We start from the raw sequence: 21,128 nt of genomic DNA, 5'->3' as shown, positions 1-21,128 counted from the left end.
TGATTTTTTGACTGAGATGTCAAGTGTCCACGACATCGTGAAAGATTTTGGAGCGGATCCGCAAGGGGTGACTGATAGTACAACCGCGATTCAAAATGCTGTAAATGCCGCTTCCAACGCTAAGGGAGGCACGGTCTACGTCCCTGTCGGCACTTTCTTGGTTAGTTCGCCCATCGTCATCGAGGAGAACAATGTCGGATTTGTCGGGACGGGCTACGGCAGCATTCTCAAAGCCAACGCTTCCCTCGAGTTTGTGATGAAAATTACAGGGAATAGCGCATTCGGCAACCGCGGAGCGCCGGTAAAGGACTTCTTCTTGAATTGTCAAAGAAAGGCGACCAACGGTCTGCTGGTCGGCTCCACGTCGAATGGCACGGTCGTTAACCGGTATTTTCGCAACATCAATGTCAGCTATGCGCTAAACTGGGGGCTTGTGATCGATGCGGCGCAGAACAATCTGTTTACGCTGCTCGATCTCGAATACAACGGCGGACAGCTGAAAATGATCAACGGCGCGGGGAATAATGTCTTTTTGCGGTGCGAATTCAATCAAAGTACAATCTTGCCTCATGCCCTGTTCGGCGCTGATGCGAATTATCCAGGGTATAACCGGAACGACTTCGGCAACGCGCCGCAAAATAACCAGTTCATCGGGTGCATTTTCGAAAGAGGCGGCGGCCCGTATTCCAATAACGTGAAGCTTGAACTTGGCAGAAACATTTTTTTCGAAAGCTGCGATTTCGCCACTCAGAACTCCACCAACGCAGGCGTGGAAATTTCCGCTCAGGTCGCGTTCACCTACTTCAACGTGTGCCGGTTTAGCGGCTTGACAACCAATCCTAACGTCGCGATTAACAATAACGGTTACCGGACCTACGTGCATCAATGTACATTCGAGAACTACAGGGATGCCGATATTCTCACCTCGAACTATATCCACATTAACCATAATACGTCCAACAAGACAAGCGGGGTCACGCTTATCCGTAATACAGGCGGCAACATCGCGGCCAATATCAAGGACGCTTCGGCCCCTTACTACATCGACGGCACGGATCCCGCCACCCTTTCCTTCTATCCGTCCCAATTCGTTTATAACGACGATTCCCTATGGTTTCAAAGCAAGGCTAACTTGTATAAAATATTTTTTAACGACAGTACGTCCGGCTCTGCCGTCACAACCGGGACGAATCATACCGTCACGTTCCGGCTGCCTTCGAGCGGAAGCTGGCTCGTCGATATTTATTCGGCCAACGGCGACTATAACCACGGACGGGCGGCTACGTTTATCGCCAGATTCCGGGACAATTCCGTCCACGATATGCAAACCATGCATAAAATGACGCCTGCCGACGCCACCTCCGGCCAATTGGTTACGGCTCTGAACGCTACCGTCAATGCGCAGGGAACGGTCACCGTAGCGATTACGACTTCGAACAGCCAAACCGTCAATACGATATATCGGGGCATCAAGCTGAATTCGTTTTGACGGTCTTCCTGCAGCCTGATAAAAAATCGCCTTCCCGGCCCGGAAACGGCGATTTTTTATCAGGCGCAGGAAAGCTTAGTCGGCATTGTACAGCACCATGTTATATTTAGGATCGCCTTCGACGCTAACGATTTGATAGGAAGGATCGCCAAAGTGAGGGTGTTCGACGATCGTACGGCCGGACAGCTGCATCACTTGCGCGCCTTTTTGATAGCTTTCGAAGCAGCATTGCTTGAAATAGTTTTTGTGGCCTTTTTGGATAACAGCGGGATTGCCCTTGAGTCCGCCGGGAAAATTGCATCTTTCAAAATAGTTCAGGTTCCCGTCCTTCTCGATCTTGACGATGGACTCACCGGCATCGACGCCCAGAACGATATCGCAATCCCGGAACGTATTTTTGTTACCGTATTTGATATAGATGCCGTGCACAGCTTTTCCTCTTTCGATGACCGCCTTCTGGAAGCTGTTGTTCGTCGGATTGTTGGCGAAGCCGTTGTTATTGTAGCCCGGCAGCGACGGATTTACGTCCATCAAGACTCCGTATTTGTTGATTTTCTCAATTTCAATCCGCGAGAACATATTGTTGCCCGCTCCGTTGTAAAGCGCCATGCCGATCACCGCATTTTCAATATGAATGCTTTGAAAATTGCAGTTTTGCGTAGCGTCCATTTGAAGAGCCGTACCGTTCACATTAAAAATCTGCACGTCGTAGAAGCTTCGTCCAACCACGACATTATTCAATACGATACCGGCCGTCGCCTTCCATGCTCCATCCAAGGACAAATCCCGGATAACGCCGTATCGATTGCCGAATTGGTTGGAGGAGGAGAGCACGAGCATAGGAACGGGCGTCAAACATTTGATTTTGGAGCCGTTTCCTTCGCCTATAAGCGAGGAATACACGGGTACGTTAATCGTGGAAGAGATGAGATAAGTTCCTGCCGGGAAAAACACGCTTTTATTCGGAGTTTTCGCAAGAGCTGTTTGAATCGCAAGCGTATCGTCTGTCTTACCGTCACCTAAAGCCCCGAATTCTTTCACGTTAACCCATGGCGATACCGGCGCTCCGGCGGTAGTACTGTCAGCTGCTTCCGCATACGTGCTGCCGAGCTTCCCTGCCGTTCCTCCCGCCAGCATTCCAACCCCGAATGCACCCAAAAACTTCATGAATTTTCGTCGGCTTAGCTCTCTTGTTGTCTTCATATTACCGCTCCTTTGAACAGGGTTTCAATGGGAGGTTGTCCGAAAATTTAGGTGATTTTCAGGCAAAACGATGCTGTTTGTCCCATTATAATTGTTATCGACAGGATTTTCCAAACTCATAAGTCCTATTTTGCATCATTCCCAAAAATGGGCATTAAGTATGGCAATTTTCAAGATTTTTTTGATTTGGTGCCAAAAAAACGCCTGTTGTCTGCTGTCGAACCGGGAAAGGGCAGGACTTTGAATGCGCTTTATCCGGCATCGCCATAGGAAAAATCAGCCAGGTAAAAAGTCCTTCTCATTACATGCCGCAGCTGACAAAAAAAGGACCGGACTACGTTCGTAGCGGTCCCTTATTCCTGTGATGCCCCGGGCATCCTTATACAAACCCGAGCCGTTCGTATGTTTTTCCGAGCGCGCCGGCCGCGTCGCCTTTGAGCCATTGATCGATGACGGTGTAGTACACGGAACGGAAATCGACCTGGTATTTCAGATCGCCGTTGTCGAGGTCCGTCAAGCTCGGCATCACGCCGTACAGTCCTCCCTTGATTTTGCCGCCGAGCACAAAGACGGGAGCCGCGGTTCCATGGTCCGTGCCTCCGTTGCCGTTCTCCTTCACCCGCCGCCCGAATTCCGAAAAAGCCATCGTCGCGACGCGATTCTCAAGACCTTGCGCTTCCAGATCCTCGTAAAAGGCGCCGAGCGCTTCGTCCAGCTGCTTCAGCAGACGGGCATGCTGCTCTTTCTCTTGGACGTGATCGTCGAAGCCGCCGAGCTGCAAATAAAAGACGCGCGTGCCGGACTTGCCTGCAAGCATTTTGACGACAAGCTGGAGGTCTCTGGCAATGGCCGTCTTCGGATACTCCACCTTCGCCTGGTAGCCGCCCCCCAGCTGATGCACCGCCTCGACGCTGTCATAAGCGTCCCGGCCGCGCTCGCAGGTGACCCGGATGACGGTGCCCTGCCCCTTCGGATCGTACATATCGAGGAACGCCTTGGCGAGCCGGTTTTGTTCGGTCTTCGGCATTTTCGGGTCCAGGAAGGAGTACGTCTCCAGCGACTGGATGAGCGGCACATTGACCGTTTCCGCTTGAAACGCCAGCCCGCCGGCGGCACTGCCGATCTGCAGCGCCTTGAGCGGATTGCCGTCCCGGCTTAGCGACGCTGCCGCATACCGGCCGAGCCAGCCGGTGCGTCCCATCTTCTCCGGCTCTGCGGTCTGCCATATTTCCATCGAGCGGAAATGGGAACGGTCCGGCTTCGGATAGCCGACGCCCTGGACGATCGCCAGCTTGCCTCTCTGGTACAAAGCGTGCAGCCGGGTCAGACTCGGATGCAGCCCGACCTGGTTATCGATCGCCAGCACTTCGCTCTGCGTCAATTTCAGCGTCGGCCGCGCGTCGAAATAGCCGCCCAGCCCGTAGGGGATAACCGTATTGAGCCCGTCGTTGCCGCCCGACAGCTGAATGACGACGAGCACCGACGAATCGGAGCCGCCATTCTCCGCCTCTTGCGGCCGGAGCGGCGAGCCGTTCTCGGCGAAGATCATCGGTCCCCCAAGTCCGAGCGTCGCCAGCAGAGCCGTGCCCTTGATTAAAAAATCTCTTCTCGTCAGCTTCATCGGCGTCTTCCCTCCTATTTCATCTGCGCTTCCGGACTGATCAGCACAAGCTGAAGCAGGCCGCGCATCCCGTTCGTTTTCTGGGCCGCATGGAGGAACGTTTCATCCGCATAATTTGCCAGCACCGCAGATGTCTGCTCTCCCAGCTCCCTGACCCCGACGTTCAGCCCGAACTGCTTCACCCACTGCTGCGGGGAGGCGGAAGCCCCCTGCACGTAATCCTTCGAACTAAAGTGGGCCGGGTTCAGCCGCTTGACGGCCGATTCCGCAAACTGGCAGCGCGCCAGCAGGTTGGCGGTCGTCAGCCAGGCCGTCCCGCCGCGCCAGCCGGCAACACTGGGCGGAAGGTACAGCTCCTGCCCCATCTTGCGCAGCGAATGCGCGTAGCCTCTGGTGAGCGGCAGCTCCAGCGCTTTGGCGATGCCGGCAACGTATTCCGCCGGCGACTTGACCAGGCTCCCCCGCAGCTCCGGCGCGTAGAAGGCGTCGGAGAGAAAAAGCGACCGCAGCGTATCGCCGATGTGGAAGCTTTTCGCAAACACCGCCGCCAACCCGTTCACCCACTCGTCCGACGGCTCGGCCGCCGCGAACCAAGTGAGCAGCTTTCGCGCCACCCAACGCGGGAGCGCGTCCTGCTTGAACAGCGCCTCCACAAAGCCATCCGCATCGAGAGGGCCGGTATGTCCGAGCACCGTCTTGCTGCCGCCGTCATGCTGCTTGGCGTTGAATTTGACTTGATCCGTCTTCTTATCGTAGCCCCATCCGGTCAGCGCCCGCGCCGCTTCCTTGACGTCTTCTTCCGTATAGTTTCCGATCCCGAGGGTGAACAGCTCCATCGCCTCTCTGGCGTAGTTTTCGTTCGGCTTGCCCTTGCGGCTGTAATTCGTATCCAAATACACCATCATCGCCGGATCTTTGCCAATCTCCCGCACCAAATCGCGAAAGCTGCCAAGCGCGTGGCTGCGCAGCAGCTCGTTTTGCCGCACAATTAACGGCATCTCGCTCACCTTCTGGTACGAGGTGGTAAAATGACCGTGCCAGAACAGCGTCATTTTTTCGATTAAAGGAGCCTGCGTGTTGATCATCCGGTACAGCCAATAGGTCTGTTGATCGATGATCGGCTCTTTGCTCAGCGCTTTGCCGTCGGCGGAGATGCGCTCGATCGGCTCCGGCGAAAACGTCCGGCCCGTCAACGATTCTCCGGCGACAAGCCGCCGCACGGTCTCCTCCTTCCCCAGTTGAAGCGCCGCTGTCACTTCCTGCCTCCCGGCAAAAAACGTCGCCCGGCTGAGCAGATGCGCCGCATCCTTTTCCATCCATTCTGCACTCATTCGCAGCACCGCCCTGCATGTCTTTATTCCTAATATATTGTAATTATATAGGACAAATGTTACAAAAGTATTTGGTTGATCGTTCCAAATAAAAAAAACACAAACAAAAAACGCTTCAAATCGAAGCGTCCGTTCGGTACAATATAATGAAGTTTCGAATCCGCTTCAAAGCGACTGTCGGATTCGGCTGCAGCCAAGAGGTGATTCGCATGCGCTCTGATCTGATCATACGGGAACTGCCTATCGTCAAACAAGTGTTCCCTTACAAAGTACTGCCGCAAAAGAGTCCTTCCCAGTTTTATTCCCACTATCACGATGACGTGTTCGAGATTCTTCTGGTGCTGCAGGGAAGCGCCGAATTCCGCATTGGCGGGCAGCGCTTAACGGCCGTGCCCGGCGATATTTTCCTGATCAACGAAGGAGAAATTCACGAAGGCGGCACGCTGGACGACGGTGCGGAATACTGCGCATTCCTGTTTGACCGGACCCGGGTCGTTCATTCGCATGTCGCCCAATCCGATTACGCCGCCTCCTTAACCGAGCCGTTGTCCGTTCCGGTGCGTCTGAGCCCCGCCGACGAGCATTATGAATCCGTCGCAGCCCTGCTCCACCGCATTGCGGACGAGTACGGCCGCAAGGAGACCGGCTTCGAGGTCGTCATCCAATCGTACATCACCGTGCTGATCACCGTGCTGGCCCGTCTCTATGCAAGCCCCGGCCGCAGCAATCAGGGAGACGCCGCAGGGAAGCGAAAGCTGGAGAAGCTGAAAGAAGTGCTCACCTTCGTCGAAACGCATTACCGCGAAAAATTAACGATCGAACGCGCCGCGCAGGTGGCCAACATGAGCAACCATCACTTCTGCCGCGTGTTCCGCGCAGCCGTCGGGAGAACGTTCCTGGAATATGTCCACCTGCTGCGCATCAACAAAGCGGAAGAGCTCATTCGCGATACGGATTGGTCCATGACGACGATTGCCGAGGAAGTCGGCATTTGCGATGTCAATTATTTCGGACGGCTGTTTCGCAAATACAAGCGCTGCAGTCCGGCCCAGCTCCGCAAAAGCCGTTATGCCGGCCAGCCGCCGGGATAACCAACCAAGCGCTCGCTGCGCCGTATGTCACGATAGACGAAACTGCTCCAAAGCGGCGATATATAGGGGAATTCGCTCCTCTACTGCAGCTTTGTCCCCATAGCGCAGCCTCGCTTCCTCCGTCATATCGTGCTCCAGCAGCCCGATATGGTCGCAGGTCAGGTCCAGCAGCATCAGAAATTGCTCCACGCGCAAAGCGCAGACAATCTCGGGATCGCCTTGCGCATACCCTTCGAGAAACCCGTCGGCGAACGAGCGGAGCAAGGGCCGGTACCGGTCGAACCCGTGACGCTCATACCGCGGAGAGCCGTAAAACGACGGAAACAACGTGTTGAAATTGTTCAACACGTTGCCGGCGAACGCAAAGCCGTCATAGAGGATCGGCACCGGATCGATCAAACGGACCCCCGACTCGCAAATAATGAGGTTTTCCGGCGATACGTCCCGGTTCGTCAAGCTTAACTCAGGCGTACGCCGCAAGCGGAACCGGACGATTTCGTCCAGCATTCGCTTCACGCACCCGGCTTCGCTGACGTATCCCGCACGCTGCAGCCGTTCCCACGACTCCAGATAGCCCTCCGTATCCTCTACCCAATACGCGAGATAATCCTGTTGATGGTCGCCGGCCAGCTTTCCGTCCTTCCAGTCCAGAAACCCGAAGCCTTCCAGCTCGACGCTCACCTGATCCATGCTTCGGAAAAACCGTCCGCACTCCGCTCCCCATCGGGCGGCTTCGGCTTCGTCCGCTGTTGCCAGCGACATCACGGGCCCGCTGTAGGTTTCGATCGTAAAGCTAAGCTCCGGACTGACGGAGTATGTATAATACGGAGGGCAAATGCCCTCGCTCACCCCGTTCGCCAACCGGTAATACAACCCTCGGCCGCCGTATTCGGCTTTCAGCTCCCGTTCGTTATACAAGAACGGCTTCCCGTAGGAAAAAGGCTTCGGAAACCGCGCCACCAGCGGCCCGGCTTCCGCCGTAGAGATCAGGTAAGCCTCATGCCAAGCGCCCTCCGCCAAATACGAAGCCTGCAGCCCGTTTTTTCCGAGCCCGGCCAGCTCAAGCGCGGCCTCGATTCTTGCCTTGATTCTCCCTTCCACTGCAGCTCCTCCTTACAGCCGGACGGGCTGCCCTTGTGCTGCGGATTCGTAGGCGGCAAGGGCAACGGCCGCGGCTTTCATCCCGTCTTCGCCCGTAATCGGGACCGGCGTGCCGCGACTCAGCGCCTCGACGAACGATCGAACCAAATAGGCGTCCATATCGTCCCCCCAATAGCTCCATACCCCTTTGCCTGCCCGGACGCTGTACACGTCGTTCTTCTGGGCAAACGCATCGACGGAAAGGACTCCCCGCGTGCCGACGATTTCCATCGTCACGTCCCCCCACGTCGGGAAGCTCCGATTGCGCGACCAGCTCGGGTCCAGGACGGCAAAAACGCCGTTATCGAACTTGACGTGCACCATGCCGGCGTCATCGATCTCCTTCTCTTGGAATACCGTCGCCGCGTAAGCGTACACTTCCTGCACTTCCGCACCGAGAAACCAGTGCATCAAGTCCATGACATGCACCGTATGGTCCAGCACCGCGCCGCCGCCGGACAGCGACTTGTCCGCAAACCATCCGCCCGGAAAGCTGCCGCGGTTCGTGCCTTTGATCGCCACGATCTCGCCGATCTCTCCGCGCCCGACCGCCTGCTTCGCTTGCACGACCGCCGGCAGATAGCGGCATGGAAAGGCGGTCATCAGCTGTACCCCGTTTTCCTTGCAGGCGGCAATCATCTCCTCCATTTCCCGCTTGGAGACGCCTAACGGCTTTTCGCACAGAACGTGCTTTCCGGCCCGCGCCGCAGCGATGGTCAGTTCCGCATGCCGGACATTCTCCGAGCAGATGACGACGGCATCGATCTCCATCGAGAGCAGCTCCCGATAATCTTCAAAATAAGGGATACCGTGCTTCTCCGCCACGGCCTCCACGCGGGATTTTACTTCGTCCGCGATTCCTGCCACTTCGACCCCGGTCATCGAAACGAGCGCGTTCAAGTAGCTGAACGCATGACCGTGCGCGAAGCTGATCATTCCTATTTTTATTTTGTTCATCATAGCGTTCCTCCTCACGTGGAATTAGAGCTGCACGGCAGCGCCCGTTTTGGCTGATTCGATGGCGGCAAGCGCAATTTCAACCGCCTTGTACGCATCGGCCGGCGTCACGATCGACTCGCGGTTTTCGCGGATGCACCGGACGAAATGACGCAATTCGTAATAATACGGATCGTGATAGCCCGGGCTGCCCGGCACTTCCACGGCGGCAGGGCCGTCCTTGCCCTCGGACGTCCGGACCATTTGCAGCGACTGCGCCTCCAGGCTGCTGTTGCGCACGATGCCATCCGACCCGGCGATTTCCGCCTTCGTATGGAACGGTCCGGGATATCCCCAGAACGCTTCCAGATTGGCGACGGCTCCTTGCTCGAACACGAGCGTCGCCAGCGCATAATCCATCTCTTGATCGCGCCGGTTAAGCGCATACACCGATTTCACTTCGCCGAGCGCCCAGCGCATAAAGTCGATATCGTGAACCATCAGGTCGAGGATCACGCCGCCGCTTTGCTCAAAATTGCCGAACCATTCTTTCACCTTCGCCGGATGGCTGCCGGACCGTTTCGCATGCGCCACCCCGAGCTTGCCCAATTCCCCGGCCTCGACCTTCCGTTTGATATCGGCATACTCCGGGAAGAAGCGGACGACATGGCCGACGAACAAACGGACGCCCGCCTGCTCGCAGGAGCGGATCATCTCCGCCGCATCCTCCAGTGTCAGAGCCATCGGCTTCTCGCACACGACGTGCGCGCCAAGCGCCGCTGTCTTCACCGTGTATTCTTTATGTAAATAAGTAGGCAGCGCAATGCTGACCAGATCGGGCTTAACGGCGGACATCATCTCTTCGTAGGAAGCAAAAGCGCGGCAATTCGTTTCATCCGCCAGCCGCTCGGCAAGATGAACCTCGATATCGCATACTCCGATCAGCTCAACTTCAGGCATGGACGCATAATGGATAGCGTGAATCCGCCCCATTCCCCCGCAACCAACAACGACGACTTTCATGAATAACCCTCCTTGACGGTATTCCGAAGCTGCTCGGATGCTTCCGATTATACCCTACGGGAAGCGTGCCGTCTCGGCATGGAATTGCTCATTTTTAGCACGATATTGATCGTTTCTATCAAAACAGCAGCAGAGAACCGTTCCGTTATGTCGAGCGATTTATAGAGAAGATGTTGACAACAACTAAACCTACATAATAATATTACTTTGCGTAAAAATTTAATTTTACGGAGGCCCGATATGATGGAAATTTCAAAGGGAGTAGAAATGCTTCATCTCGATTTTCATGGGACTATTATTCACCCCATTCTTTTGCGGGATCGAGAAATGGCGGTTTTAATAGACACAGGATTCCCGGGGCAAATGGAAGATTTACGCGTGGCCATGGAAAAGGCAGGAGTGCCGTTCGACAAACTAAAAGTTGTGATTTTGACGCATCAGGATGTGGATCATATAGGCAGTCTTCCTGAGATTTTGCAGGAGCTTGGTCATAATGTTAAAGTTTATGCACACGAACTGGATAAGCCGTACATTCAAGGGGAGATACCGCTTTTAAAAGACGGGCACCTTGAACATCCCCCGAAAGGCCGAGTGGACGATACCTTGATTGACGGTCAGGAACTGCCGTTTTGCGGCGGGATTCGCGTCATCCATACGCCTGGGCATACTCCCGGTCATATCAGCCTTTATTTAAGGCAAAGTAAGACGCTCATTGCCGGGGATTCGATGTACAGTGTAAACGGGGTTCTCGGGGGCATTCACGTTCCGACCACGCCGGATAGAAATGCAGCTCGTCGCTCTCTCAAAAAGTATCTAGACCTCGACATTGCATCCGTGGTTTGTTATCACGGGGGATTAAGTAATGTAAATGTGAATGATCAGATAGTAGGACTTTGCCAAGGTTTAGATCCATGAATTGCTTCATTCTGACGTTAGAAGACCGGGACTCCTTTTACCATAAGGGGTTCCGGTCCTTTACTTTATTCACTGAACAGAAAGAACGGGGCAAAAGCTTAAGGCTTCGTTCTTATATACGCCGGCGGGTGAACCTTGTCGATCAGCAGCAGGCCGTCGAATTGTTCCCGCGGAATCATGCTTTCCGGCATCATCCCCCAATCGAGCGAAACGCGGGGCTGGAACATCCACGAGGTGCCTTTCTTGTTCTTCCAATATTTCAAATCGACAAACGTATACGAATGCCCGGCCTGCTTCAAAATGTGTTCCAGGCTGCCGGGCTCGTGCGTACCAATCATGTACGTTTGTCCCATATTGTTGGCTGCCTCGCCTTCATACATGTACAATCCGATCGTATAGCTTTGCTTTTTCAGCTTCTCAGGCATGAGCTCGCCCATCAGCTTTAGGCCGGAGTACGGAGAGTTCATGACCCGCGAATTGTTTTTGCGGACGTGATCGTTATGGCCCCAGACGATGATTTTCTTATCCGGATAAATATGATCCGCGAGCCAAGTCAGGTTGTCAGCCATCATTTCGTCGCGCATGCGCATCGTTTGCAGAAAAGGCTCGTAATCCCCTTGCTCCGTAGCGGTATTGCTGCGAATGACGACCTCCGTGTACTCCTTCACGACACGGATCCGATCGTCCATGACCCGCTGGGTCATTTCGACCAGATGCTTGTTCTTCGGATACTGCGTTTGCAGCTCGGCCGCATGGTCCGCCAGAAAAGCTTTCGTGTCTTCGTAGGTCTTGAGCAGTCGAGGCTTCGCCTGAGCGTAAGCGGCGGCATCCTTGCTCGCGCCCCAGTCGGCAAGCTCATTCTCGGCCTTGACAAACGCGTCCGCCAGCCCGGTATCCTTCGTTCCGATCCATTCCTTCATAAAAGAAGCGTAAGGGAATTGAACCTGCATATCGAAGCCGCTGACCGCAAGCGGACGCTCCGTCCCCGCGCTTTGCTTGATATAGTCGAATAAAGGCAGCGTCTCCTTGCTCCACCATACCCCAAAGATCGTATCCTTCATCAGCTCCTCCGGCGAACGGGACCCGACGCGGGCATAGGCGCCTGCCGCATTCCCCATCCCCGATTCAAAGGCGATCACATCAAAGCCGAGCTCCTCGTGCAAATATTGAATCAGCCGGGTTTTCACCTGATTGTACTCCGCGACGCCATGGGAGTTTTCCCCCAAGTACACGATCCGCTTATCCATCAATAGCGGCTTAAGAAAGGTTAAATCTTGGAAACGCTCTTTCTCGATCGAACCGTTCGTTACCGGTTCCGGCTCAATCGACTCAAGCGCGTACGCATGGGACTTGATCCATTTCGCCCAAGTAAGATTATATTCTTCGACCGAGCCCCTGAGCGGAGCGTTCACTTCCGTCGTTTCCTTGACTTCGGCATACGCTGCCTGCGGGATCAGGCAGACGGCTGCCACCGCAACAATAACGGCTTGCTTCATTGTCCATTTCAGCTTGTGCATCATTTCGTTCTCCTTTTATCCGGTACATTGGTGTAGAAACCGCCATTCGTCCAGCGCGGTACCCGGCTTCCATCCTATCAACCACAGATTAAATTCGAAGAACGATTTTGTTTAAATTTTGGTTAAAGACCCTGCGCATCCAGGCAAAAAAGAAGCCCCCTGCTTTAAGCAAGGAGCTTCTTCGTACGAATCTATTATAAGGCCGAGGCTTACAGATCGAAGTACAAGGAGTACTCGTGCGGATGGATGCGGATCGATACCGCTTTGGCTTCTTCGCGCTTCAGCGCAACGTAGTTGTCGATGAAGTCTTTCGTGAACACGCCGCCTTCGGTCAGGAACTCGCAGTCCGCTTCCAGTGCGTCGAGCGCTTCGTCCAGCGTACCTGGAACGCTGCGGATTTCTTTCTTCTCTTCTTCCGGCAGCTCGTAAATGTTTTTGTCGAGCGGGCCGTAGCCAAGTGCGCGCGGATCGATTTTTTTCTTGATGCCATCGAGACCGGCGAGCAGCATCGCTGCGAAAGCCAAGTACGGGTTAGCCGTGGAGTCCGGCGTACGGAACTCGATGCGGCAGCCCTTCGGCGTTACGGCAGCAACCGGAATACGAACGGCTGCGGAACGGTTGCCCTTCGAGAACACGAGGTTAACCGGCGCTTCGTAGCCAGGAACCAGACGTTTGAACGAGTTCGTGCTCGGGTTGGTCAAGGCGATCAACGCCGGAGCATGGTACAGGATACCGCCGATGTAGTGCAGAGCCATTTCGCTCAGGTTGGCGTAGCCGCCTTTTTCATAGAACAGCGGAGTATCGCCGTTGAAGATCGATTGGTGAACGTGCATCCCGCTGCCGTTGTCGCCGAACAGCGGCTTCGGCATGAAGGTCGCCACTTTGCCGTATTGACGGGCGGTGTTTTGCACGATGTATTTGTATTTCATCAGGTTGTCGGCTGTTTTGGTCAGCGTGTCGAAGCGGAAGTTGATCTCGCCTTGGCCTGCGGTAGCCACCTCATGGTGATGGCGCTCGATGCGGAGGCCGGATTCGATCAGCAGCCGGCACATTTCACTGCGGATGTCTTGCTGCGTATCTGTCGGACCAACTGGCACATAGCCGCCTTTGTGGCCGACTTTGAAGCCCAGGTTGCCGCCTTCTTCCTTGCGGTTCGTGTTCCAGTGCGCTTCTTCGGAATCTACGAAGTACGAAGAAGAGTTTTGCTTGCTTTCGAAGCGAACTTCGTCGAAGATGAAAAATTCGGATTCCGGTGCGAAGAATGCAGCCGTACCTACGCCGGACGTTTGCAAATATTCTTCAGCCTTCTGGGCGATGCTGCGCGGATCGCGCTCGTAGCGTTCGCCGTCAGGCAAATGGATGTTGCTCATGATCACCAGTGTCGGATGAGCGGTGAACGGATCAATGTAGCTGGTTTCCGGGTCCGGCATCATAACCATGTCGGACTCCTCAATGCCTCTGAAACCGGGGATGGAAGAACCGTCGAACGCTACGCCGTTCACGAAGGTTTCTTCTTCCACCTCGGATGCCGGTAAAGAAATGTGATGCGCTCTGCCGTTCAGATCGACAAAACGGAAATCTACCCACTCGATGCCTTTTTCCTTGATGGTGTTTAATACGTTTTGTACTGACATTGACTCGCCAACCTCCTAATTTCCGAACATTTTCATCATTTTGTTCGCTCATTGTTCAAGTTTTCGTTGATCATGGACTTATTATAAATCGTCATCGCAACAATCGTCAATACTTATGTCAGGTATTTTTTACGAGGGTGTAAGGTATGCTCACACAACGTCGAATTTCGTCACATTTTGGACAAAAAAAGGGCTTGATTTCCTGAAAAGCAGGAAAATCAAGCCTCTTTCTATAAGGAATCTACCTTGAAAAACCGATCATTACCGCGCCAGAACCGCTTCCTTCTTCGTATCGAATCGTTTTCCGCACAGCGGCGCCAATTGTTCCAAATCTAACATGAGTTTGGCGAATTGGTCCGGGAACAGCGATTGTACGCCGTCTCCGGTCATCGAGTTGTCGGGGTCCGTATGCATTTCGACGATGAGACCGTTCGCTCCGGCTGCTATGGAAGCTTTGCACATCGGCTCCACCAGCTCGCGGCGCCCCGTGCCATGGCTAGGGTCCGAAATAACCGGCAAATGGCTGAGCGTCTGCAGCGCCGGAATGGCCGCCAGGTCGAGCGTGTTTCTCGTGTAAGGTTCGAATGTTCGGATTCCGCGTTCGCAGAGCATGACGTTCGGATTACCGCCGGCCAAAATGTATTCCGCCGCATTCAAAAATTCGTCGTACGTCGCACTGAAGCCGCGCTTGAGGAGCACCGGCGTCTGGATCGTGCCAAGCTTGCGGAGCAAATCGAAGTTCTGCATGTTCCGGGTGCCGACCTGCAATATATCGGCGTACTCCGCGCACACATCGACGTACTCCGGCGTCATCACTTCCGTGATGGTCAGCAGCCCGTGCTTTTTGCCGGCTTCCGCCATCATCACCAGCCCCTCGACGCCGACGCCCTGGAAGCTGTAAGGCCCGGTTCTCGGCTTGAAGGCGCCGCCGCGCAACACCTGGGCGCCGGAAGCTTTGACCAAGCGCGCGATTTCATCGATTTGCTCCGGCGACTCGACCGCGCAAGGTCCGCCCATAATGACCAGTTCGTCGCCGCCGATTGATACGTCGCCGATGCGGATCACCGTATTGTCCGGGTGAAAATCGCGGCTGGCCAATTTATAAGACTTTGAGATTTTGACGACCTGCTCTACGCCGGACAACTGGCGAAGCTGCTCGGCCAGCGCCGGGGTCGCTTTGCCGATAATGCCGATGACCGTCCGGTCTACGCCTTTGGACACATGAGCCGCTACCTCGTGCTTCTCGATATGGTGAACGATTTCGGCAATGCGCTCTTCCGTAACTTTGTTGGATAAAATAACGATCATAACAATCCACGCTCCTCAAGGACATGTTCATACTTAGACGCTTCGACGCTTATACGCTTTTAAGTGTTAAAGTAACTATACAACGAGAAGCCGCTCCCCGTCAAGAACGAAGCGAAAAAGATTATTTTTCAGTCTTCGGACCCCGAGGAGAGCAGCACCTGTTCCTTGCGTCTTCTCCGCTTTTCCTTACGCTTGCTGTCATACCATTCCAGCAGCCATTTAATAGGATAAAAGGCGATGAGCCCCAAGACAGCTCCATCGATGACCCCGCCGACAAGCAGCTTCAAGTTGAACTTGATAAACGTATCGAGCCAATCCGGCAGCACGGATAATAAATGCCCCCGGATGCCGCGCGGAAGCACCCAGCCTCCCACCTGCCGGTTCAGGAAGGACATCGGAATGTAGATCACTTTGCCGAATACGAATCCGATCAAAGCGGCAGCCATATTGGCCCGGAATACGTAGACCAAAGGAAAGATAAGAAAAAAAGCAAGCCCTGCCGTAGGCAGGGTGAACATTTCTACAAACAGACCGACGGAGAAGCCGAGCGCGACGATGGCCGGCCCTCCTTTGGCTCTTGTCAGCAGCAAATATTTGTATTTAAACCAACGTCCCACATTGCGAAGTTGAAAAGGCTTTTTGCCGGTTGCCTGTTTACCCATGACTGTACGTCCCTTTCCTTCCGTGAGCAGTCTACTCCGCGCTTGCTTTTTGCTTGGCGACCGGGATTAAGCGGTCCATATTGACCGTGCGCCGCAGCTCCCAGGTCGCGGGATCGGCCGCATCGTATTGTTCCAGATACGCGATGACTTCCTTGGTAATCGGCGTGGGCGTCGAGGCCCCGGAGGTGACGCCTACGCGGCGCACTGGCTTCAGCCACTCGGGGTTCAGCTCGGAAAGGTCGGCAATGCGGTACGCCTTGACTCCCGCGATCTCCTCGGACACCTGCGCAAGACGGTTCGAGTTGTTGCTTCGCGGGTCGCCGACGACGATGACGAGATCGGCCTCCTTCGCCTGCTCCGCGACCGCTTCCTGCCTGACTTGGGTGGCAAGGCAAATCTCGTTATGAATCTCCGCATGCGGGAACCGCTCCAGCAGCCGGTTCATAATGTGCTTGATATCCCATTGGCTCATCGTCGTCTGGTTCGTAATCAGGATACGCTCCGACGCAACGTCAAGCTTGTCGATTTCTTCCGTATTCTCGATCAGATGCACGCGGTCCGGCGCGACGCCCACGGCGCCTTCCGGCTCGGGGTGCCCTTTCTTGCCGATATAGATGATCGTATAGCCCTCGGCCGTCTTCTCGCGGATCAAATCATGCGTCTTCGTCACGTCGGGACACGTCGCATCCACGACCGTCAAGCCCTTGTCCCTCGCCCGGCGGCGTACCTCAGGCGATACCCCGTGGGCGGTGAAAATAACGGTCCCCTTGTCCACCTGCTCCAAAATCTCCAGACGGTTCGGGCCGTCGAGCGTAATGACGCCTTCCTTTTCGAAATAGTCGGTGACATGCGCATTGTGCACGATCATGCCCAATATATAGATGGGTCTCGGCAGATTCAAATTTTTGGCGGTCTGCATCGCCAGCGCCATCGCGTCGACGACGCCGTAGCAATAGCCGCGGGGGGATATTTTGATAACGTCCATGCTGCACCTGCCTGTCGAATTTTCGCTTATTCCTTCATTATACCTGATTCCTCGGCTGGAGGGAATGATCCTCGGCTTGCGCCGCCCGTCTGTTCAATTCGGCTGCGATCGGAAACCAGATGATGAAGGTCGTTCCCTCGTCTTTTCGCGTCTTGACTTCGACGGAGCCCTGATGCTCGTCGATAATCCATTTGGCAATCGACAGGCCCAGCCCCGTTCCGGACTTGCGGCCCCGCGACGGGTCCGCCCGGTAGAACCGGTCGAAAATGTGCGGTATCTCGGATTTGTCCATGCCGATGCCCGTATCCTCGATCCGGATGCCGATCTGTCCGCCGTGCCGCAGCGTGTCAAGCCGGACGTAGCCCTGCTCCGTGTACTTGAACGCATTTTCGAGGAAAATGAACAGCAGCTGCCTTAAATAATCTTCGTTGCCGTAGACACAAATGCCCTCGGCCGCCTTCGTCTGTCCGACGATCCATTCGGCCGTTTTCGGGAGCAGCTGCGCTTTCCGCGCGATCTCATCGAGCAGCGGCTGCAGCTCGACTTTGTCCTTGGTCATCTGGAATCCGGCGTCGGCGCGGGCCAACGACAGCAGGTCGTTCACAAGCCGCGACATGCGCTCAGCTTCGCCGGAAATATCGTGCATCGCTTCCAGCGTCATCTCCATCTTCCCATGATCCTGCTCCCCGGAGGTGAGCGCCGTTTGTTTCCACATTTTTTCCAGTAACTCCATGTTGCCGCGTATCGTCGTCAAAGGAGTCCGCAGCTCGTGCGACGCATCCGACACGAACCGGCGCTGTGCGCCGTAAGCCTCTTCCAGCTCGGTATATGCGTTCTGCAGCCGTCCGAGCATGCCGTTAATCGTCTGCGTCAGCTCGCCGATCTCGTCATTCGGCCCGGTGTATTCGATCCGCTTGTCGAGATCCACCCCTTTTTCGATCCGGTTTGTGGCCGCAATGACCTGCTCGATCGGCCGCAGCGCTTTACGCGCGAGAAACCAGCCGACCGAGGCGGCGATCAGCACGCTGATCAGCCCGATCACCGTCAAGATGAGGCGCAGGAGCGCCAACAAATTCTCGTACTGCTCAATCGAGTAAGCGGCCTGCATGATTCCCAATACGTTGCGGGTGTACTGCTGAACAAGCGGCACATAATAAACCATGAACGAGTAGCCTTGGATGCTTATCCTCTCGAACTGACATTCGCCTTTTAAAATGCATTGAACCTTCTCATCGGTCATATTGGGAATTTTGATCCCCGTCTGTTCGGAGTCGGGCAACTCGATGACCTGCCACGTACTCAAACTTGTCACTTGGTAAAAGACGTTGTTCGTTTTCGGCAAGTCGCGAATGTTCGGAATGAGAACGAACTCCCCGTTTACGATCTGAGGCTTGATGCGGGAGGCCACACCCCCTGCTTGCTGCTCGATTTCGGACTTTAAATTATCGTAATAAAAATAATGCAAAAAAAAGTAAAGTCCCAGCCCGAGCAGCAGCAGGGTTGCGGACAAAATCGCCGTATACCACAGCGTCAAGCGCAAGCGAATGGACATGTCAGCCTTCCCCTCTCAGCACATAGCCGGCGCCGCGAACGGTCTGAATCATCCGTTTGTGCCCATGCTCCTCCGTTTTCTGGCGTAAGAGAGCGATATAAACCTCAAGCACATTCGATTCTCCGCTGTAATCGTAGCCCCAAATTTTCTCCATAATGACATCCCGCGAAAGGACCCTTCTCGGATTCTGCAAAAACAAATGCAGCAGCTCGAATTCCTTGGTCGTCAGCTCGATCAACTGTCCGCCGCGGTACACCTCGCGCGTATCCAGATCCATAAAGATGTCCTGGTACTGCAGCTTGTTGGAAGGCTGCTCCGTTTTGTCCGCCGCTTTGCGGCGCAGCAGAACGCGCACCCGGGCAAGCAGCTCCTCCAGTGCAAACGGCTTAACAAGATAGTCGTCCGCGCCGAGATCAAGTCCCTTCACCCGGTCGGACACCTCGTCCTTGGCCGTCAGCATGAGCACCGGCACGTCCGAGCCGCCTTCGCGGATCCGGCGCACGACCTCCCAGCCGTCGAGTTGCGGCATCATGACATCCAGAATGACCGTATCCGGTTCGTTCTCAAGAATTTGCTTTAACCCGTCCATCCCATGGTTCGCCGTAAATACCGTGTACCCTTCGAACGCCAAGCTCCGGCGCAGCATGGACGTAATTTTTTCATCGTCGTCAATGACTAGTATTTTCTCTCTCATAAAATCGTATCCACCTGCCTTTCCTATCTCCATTGTACCAAAATAATGAGGCTAGCAAAAAAAAGAAGCGGAGCTTTCGCTTGTCGTCCGCTCTGCTTCTTTTCCTTTATCGCTTTATTGCTGCTTCTGCGAGTCGATCGTGTTGCGGTCGCCGATCGTAACCTCGATGTTCTGCTTCTTCCCGTCACGCATAATGCCAAGCGTTACTTTGTCGCCGACCTTTAATTTTTTGACGGCCGCGCTGACCTCGTTAGAGTTTTTCACCTTAGCGCCGTTAACCTCGGTGATCACATCGTAAGGACGGATACCTGCTTTGAAGGCCGGGCTTTTGCGCTCAACTTCAGCGACGATCGCCCCTTCCGTGTTCTCGAGCTTAAGCTCCGACACCCAATCCTTATCGATATTTTGCATCTGCACACCGATGTACGGAATCGGCTCTTTCGGAATTTTCACGTTGTTTTTCAGGTTATCCAGCACCGCGGAGATCGTACTGGTCGGAATCGCGAAGCCGATGCCCTGCGCTTGCGCGCTGACGGCCGTATTGATGCCGATGACCTCGCCGTTCAGATTCAGCAGCGGACCGCCGGAGTTCCCCGGGTTGATCGAAGCGTCGGTTTGCAGCAAATGCTTGTATTGGCGCGTTCCGTTCTTGTCCGGGATATCGATCGGACGCTCTTTGGCGCTCAGCACCCCGACGGTTACCGTATGATCGAAGCCGTACGGGTTCCCGATGGCCACCACCCAATCGCCCACGTTCAAGCTGTCCGCGCTGCCGATCGGCAGCGTCGGGAATTCTTGGCCGTTTTCCGGCTCGATCTTCAGCGCGGCCAAGTCAAGATCATAACTATTGCCGAGCAATTGGGCTTTATATTCCTTCTCGGAGCCGTTGTTATTTACCTTCACCCAAATTTCGTCCGCGCCTTCGATGACGTGTTCGTTGGTCAAAATATAGCCGGTCTTCTCGAAAATAAAGCCGGTCCCCATCCCGCCGGGCTGCAGCTGCCCGTCGTTGCCTTTCGGCTGCTGCTGGCTGCCGCCGAAATCGTCGCCGAAAAAGTGGCGGAAGAACGGGTCGTCAAACAACGGATTGCTGGAGCGTCCGGAGCTTCTCGTCTTGACTTTCGTCTCGATCTTGACGACCGCCGGACTTGCCTGCTGCACAATCCCCGATATATTCGTCGGACGGGCCAGATCGAGCGAGGAAGGCTTCACGTTCCCGTTATTATTGGCTGCCTGCGCCGGAGCAGCCGCCGAACTCTGGTTGCTGTTGCCGGTCATCATGCCTTTCGCGCCGGTGAACAGGTTCATTTTGTCCGAAGCGAACATCAGCGAGCCAACCACGACTACGCCGGCCATAAACGCGGCGAACATGCTGCGGAACCCGCTCGACTTCTTCGGCGCCGCGCCGAGCTGCCAATTCCCCATCGGGCCTTGCTGCTGCTCCCCGGAATTAAGGCCGTACGTGCGCAGCGGCTTCGGCGGCGTGACTTCCACCGGAGCGGAGCCTTGACTGTCGCTGACCGTCGTGTCCGAGGTGCCGGATTTGTAAGGACCGTAGGAAAAGTAATGGGAGCTTTGCTCACGGCTCGCCGCCGCTTCCTCTTTCCCGGCCGACTGCCGGTTATCCCCCTCGGACTCGCTATGTTTCAACTCGTCGTTCGGGCGACGAAAAAGATCATTTACGTTGTTGTTATTATTGTTGTTGTGATCCATCAGAAAAACCTCCGTTTCGATAAGGCTTCAAGATGATTGCTGTTCTTGCTTTGTTGTTGTTCTTGTCTTTATATTGCACGCGCAACCTTAAAGAAACCTTAAAGAAAAATAAAATGGAGGTAAAATAAAGAACCATCCCCCTAAATCCCCCTTAGTAAGGGGGACCCCAGGAGCTGCGCCCCTGGACCCGCAAGTTTGTCTAGGGAGTAAGTATGCCGCATTTTTGTTACTATAGATGAAGGAACGCGTCTATCCGGCGAGCCACGGCTCGCCGGATACGCTTACATTTTAACGCGGCAAAGTCCCGCGCAGGC

At 54.9% G+C, this 21,128-nt stretch carries 17 protein-coding genes; 3 read left to right on the top strand and 14 right to left on the bottom strand.

Annotation, left to right across the window (positions count from 1 at the left end; all coding sequences use genetic code 11):
• Positions 1-16: 16 nt before the first annotated feature.
• A complete protein-coding gene (locus tag PEH01S_RS19895; RefSeq protein ID WP_246063003.1) occupies positions 17-1,489 on the top strand; it encodes a glycoside hydrolase family 55 protein in 1,473 nt (490 codons plus the stop codon).
• 75 nt (positions 1,490-1,564) lie between these two features.
• On the opposite strand, the gene PEH01S_RS19890 is transcribed toward PEH01S_RS19895, so the two are convergent.
• The 3 genes from PEH01S_RS19890 to PEH01S_RS19880 all read right to left on the bottom strand — a co-directional run bounded on the left by PEH01S_RS19890 (position 1,565) and on the right by PEH01S_RS19880 (position 5,644).
• Positions 1,565-2,692 carry a glycosyl hydrolase family 28-related protein gene (locus PEH01S_RS19890; protein WP_025851184.1) on the bottom strand — a complete coding sequence of 376 codons (1,128 nt, stop codon included), beginning with the start codon at positions 2,690-2,692 and terminating at the stop codon, positions 1,565-1,567.
• A 379-nt stretch (positions 2,693-3,071) separates the two neighbouring features.
• Positions 3,072-4,313 (bottom strand): DUF1501 domain-containing protein, encoded by a 1,242-nt coding sequence (locus PEH01S_RS19885; RefSeq protein WP_127487596.1) that lies wholly within the window; start codon positions 4,311-4,313, stop codon positions 3,072-3,074.
• Positions 4,314-4,327: 14 nt separating this feature from the next.
• A complete protein-coding gene (locus PEH01S_RS19880) occupies positions 4,328-5,644 on the bottom strand; it encodes a DUF1800 domain-containing protein (protein ID WP_127487594.1) in 1,317 nt (438 codons plus the stop codon).
• A 209-nt stretch (positions 5,645-5,853) separates the two neighbouring features.
• On the opposite strand from PEH01S_RS19880, the gene PEH01S_RS19875 reads away from it, so the two are divergent.
• Positions 5,854-6,735 carry an AraC family transcriptional regulator gene (locus PEH01S_RS19875; protein WP_025851179.1) on the top strand — a complete coding sequence of 294 codons (882 nt, stop codon included), beginning with the start codon at positions 5,854-5,856 and terminating at the stop codon, positions 6,733-6,735.
• 27 nt (positions 6,736-6,762) lie between these two features.
• Here PEH01S_RS19875 and PEH01S_RS19870 read toward each other — a convergent pair whose 3' ends face one another.
• The 3 genes from PEH01S_RS19870 to PEH01S_RS19860 are packed head-to-tail and all read right to left on the bottom strand — an operon-like array spanning position 6,763 to position 9,834.
• Positions 6,763-7,836: a hypothetical protein gene (locus PEH01S_RS19870; protein ID WP_246063001.1), complete on the bottom strand. Its 1,074-nt coding sequence runs from the start codon at positions 7,834-7,836 to the stop codon at positions 6,763-6,765.
• 12 nt (positions 7,837-7,848) lie between these two features.
• Entirely contained in the window at positions 7,849-8,832 is a 984-nt protein-coding gene (locus PEH01S_RS19865) for a Gfo/Idh/MocA family protein (RefSeq protein ID WP_127487638.1), read from the bottom strand.
• Between the two features lie 24 nt (positions 8,833-8,856).
• A complete protein-coding gene (locus PEH01S_RS19860) occupies positions 8,857-9,834 on the bottom strand; it encodes a Gfo/Idh/MocA family protein (protein WP_025851174.1) in 978 nt (325 codons plus the stop codon).
• Between the two features lie 243 nt (positions 9,835-10,077).
• Between PEH01S_RS19860 and PEH01S_RS19855 the strand changes: the two genes are divergently transcribed.
• The gene (locus tag PEH01S_RS19855) at positions 10,078-10,749 is read left to right on the top strand and encodes an MBL fold metallo-hydrolase (protein ID WP_127487636.1); all 672 of its coding nucleotides are present in this window, start codon (positions 10,078-10,080) and stop codon (positions 10,747-10,749) included.
• A gap of 98 nt (positions 10,750-10,847) precedes the next feature.
• Here the strand turns inward: PEH01S_RS19855 and PEH01S_RS19850 are convergent, their stop codons facing one another.
• From PEH01S_RS19850 to PEH01S_RS19815, 8 genes are all read right to left on the bottom strand, one after another.
• Positions 10,848-12,266 (bottom strand): erythromycin esterase family protein, encoded by a 1,419-nt coding sequence (locus PEH01S_RS19850; protein WP_127487592.1) that lies wholly within the window; start codon positions 12,264-12,266, stop codon positions 10,848-10,850.
• A gap of 209 nt (positions 12,267-12,475) precedes the next feature.
• Positions 12,476-13,900: a type I glutamate--ammonia ligase gene (glnA, locus tag PEH01S_RS19845; RefSeq protein ID WP_025851169.1), complete on the bottom strand. Its 1,425-nt coding sequence runs from the start codon at positions 13,898-13,900 to the stop codon at positions 12,476-12,478.
• Between the two features lie 261 nt (positions 13,901-14,161).
• On the bottom strand, positions 14,162-15,208 hold the full coding sequence (gene aroF, locus PEH01S_RS19840) for a 3-deoxy-7-phosphoheptulonate synthase (protein WP_025851168.1): 1,047 nt from the start codon (positions 15,206-15,208) through the stop codon (positions 14,162-14,164).
• Between the two features lie 128 nt (positions 15,209-15,336).
• Positions 15,337-15,870 carry a DUF2062 domain-containing protein gene (locus tag PEH01S_RS19835; RefSeq protein WP_127487590.1) on the bottom strand — a complete coding sequence of 178 codons (534 nt, stop codon included), beginning with the start codon at positions 15,868-15,870 and terminating at the stop codon, positions 15,337-15,339.
• 31 nt (positions 15,871-15,901) lie between these two features.
• On the bottom strand, positions 15,902-16,855 hold the full coding sequence (locus PEH01S_RS19830; protein ID WP_127487588.1) for a 4-hydroxy-3-methylbut-2-enyl diphosphate reductase: 954 nt from the start codon (positions 16,853-16,855) through the stop codon (positions 15,902-15,904).
• Positions 16,856-16,892: 37 nt separating this feature from the next.
• Positions 16,893-18,407 (bottom strand): sensor histidine kinase, encoded by a 1,515-nt coding sequence (locus PEH01S_RS19825; RefSeq protein ID WP_127487586.1) that lies wholly within the window; start codon positions 18,405-18,407, stop codon positions 16,893-16,895.
• A gap of 1 nt (position 18,408) precedes the next feature.
• Complete coding sequence (locus PEH01S_RS19820) at positions 18,409-19,101, bottom strand: response regulator transcription factor (RefSeq protein ID WP_025851161.1); 693 nt, start codon at positions 19,099-19,101, stop codon at positions 18,409-18,411.
• 114 nt (positions 19,102-19,215) lie between these two features.
• Positions 19,216-20,814, bottom strand: coding sequence for a S1C family serine protease (locus tag PEH01S_RS19815; RefSeq protein WP_127487584.1), 1,599 nt, complete (start codon positions 20,812-20,814; stop codon positions 19,216-19,218).
• Positions 20,815-21,128: the final 314 nt, after the last annotated feature.

This window comes from Paenibacillus ehimensis NBRC 15659 (assembly GCF_004000785.1).
GTDB lineage: Bacteria > Bacillota > Bacilli > Paenibacillales > NBRC-103111 > Paenibacillus_G > Paenibacillus_G ehimensis.
The sequence above is the reverse complement of the archived record's forward strand: the minus strand, read 5'-3'. Positions and strand labels throughout refer to the sequence as shown.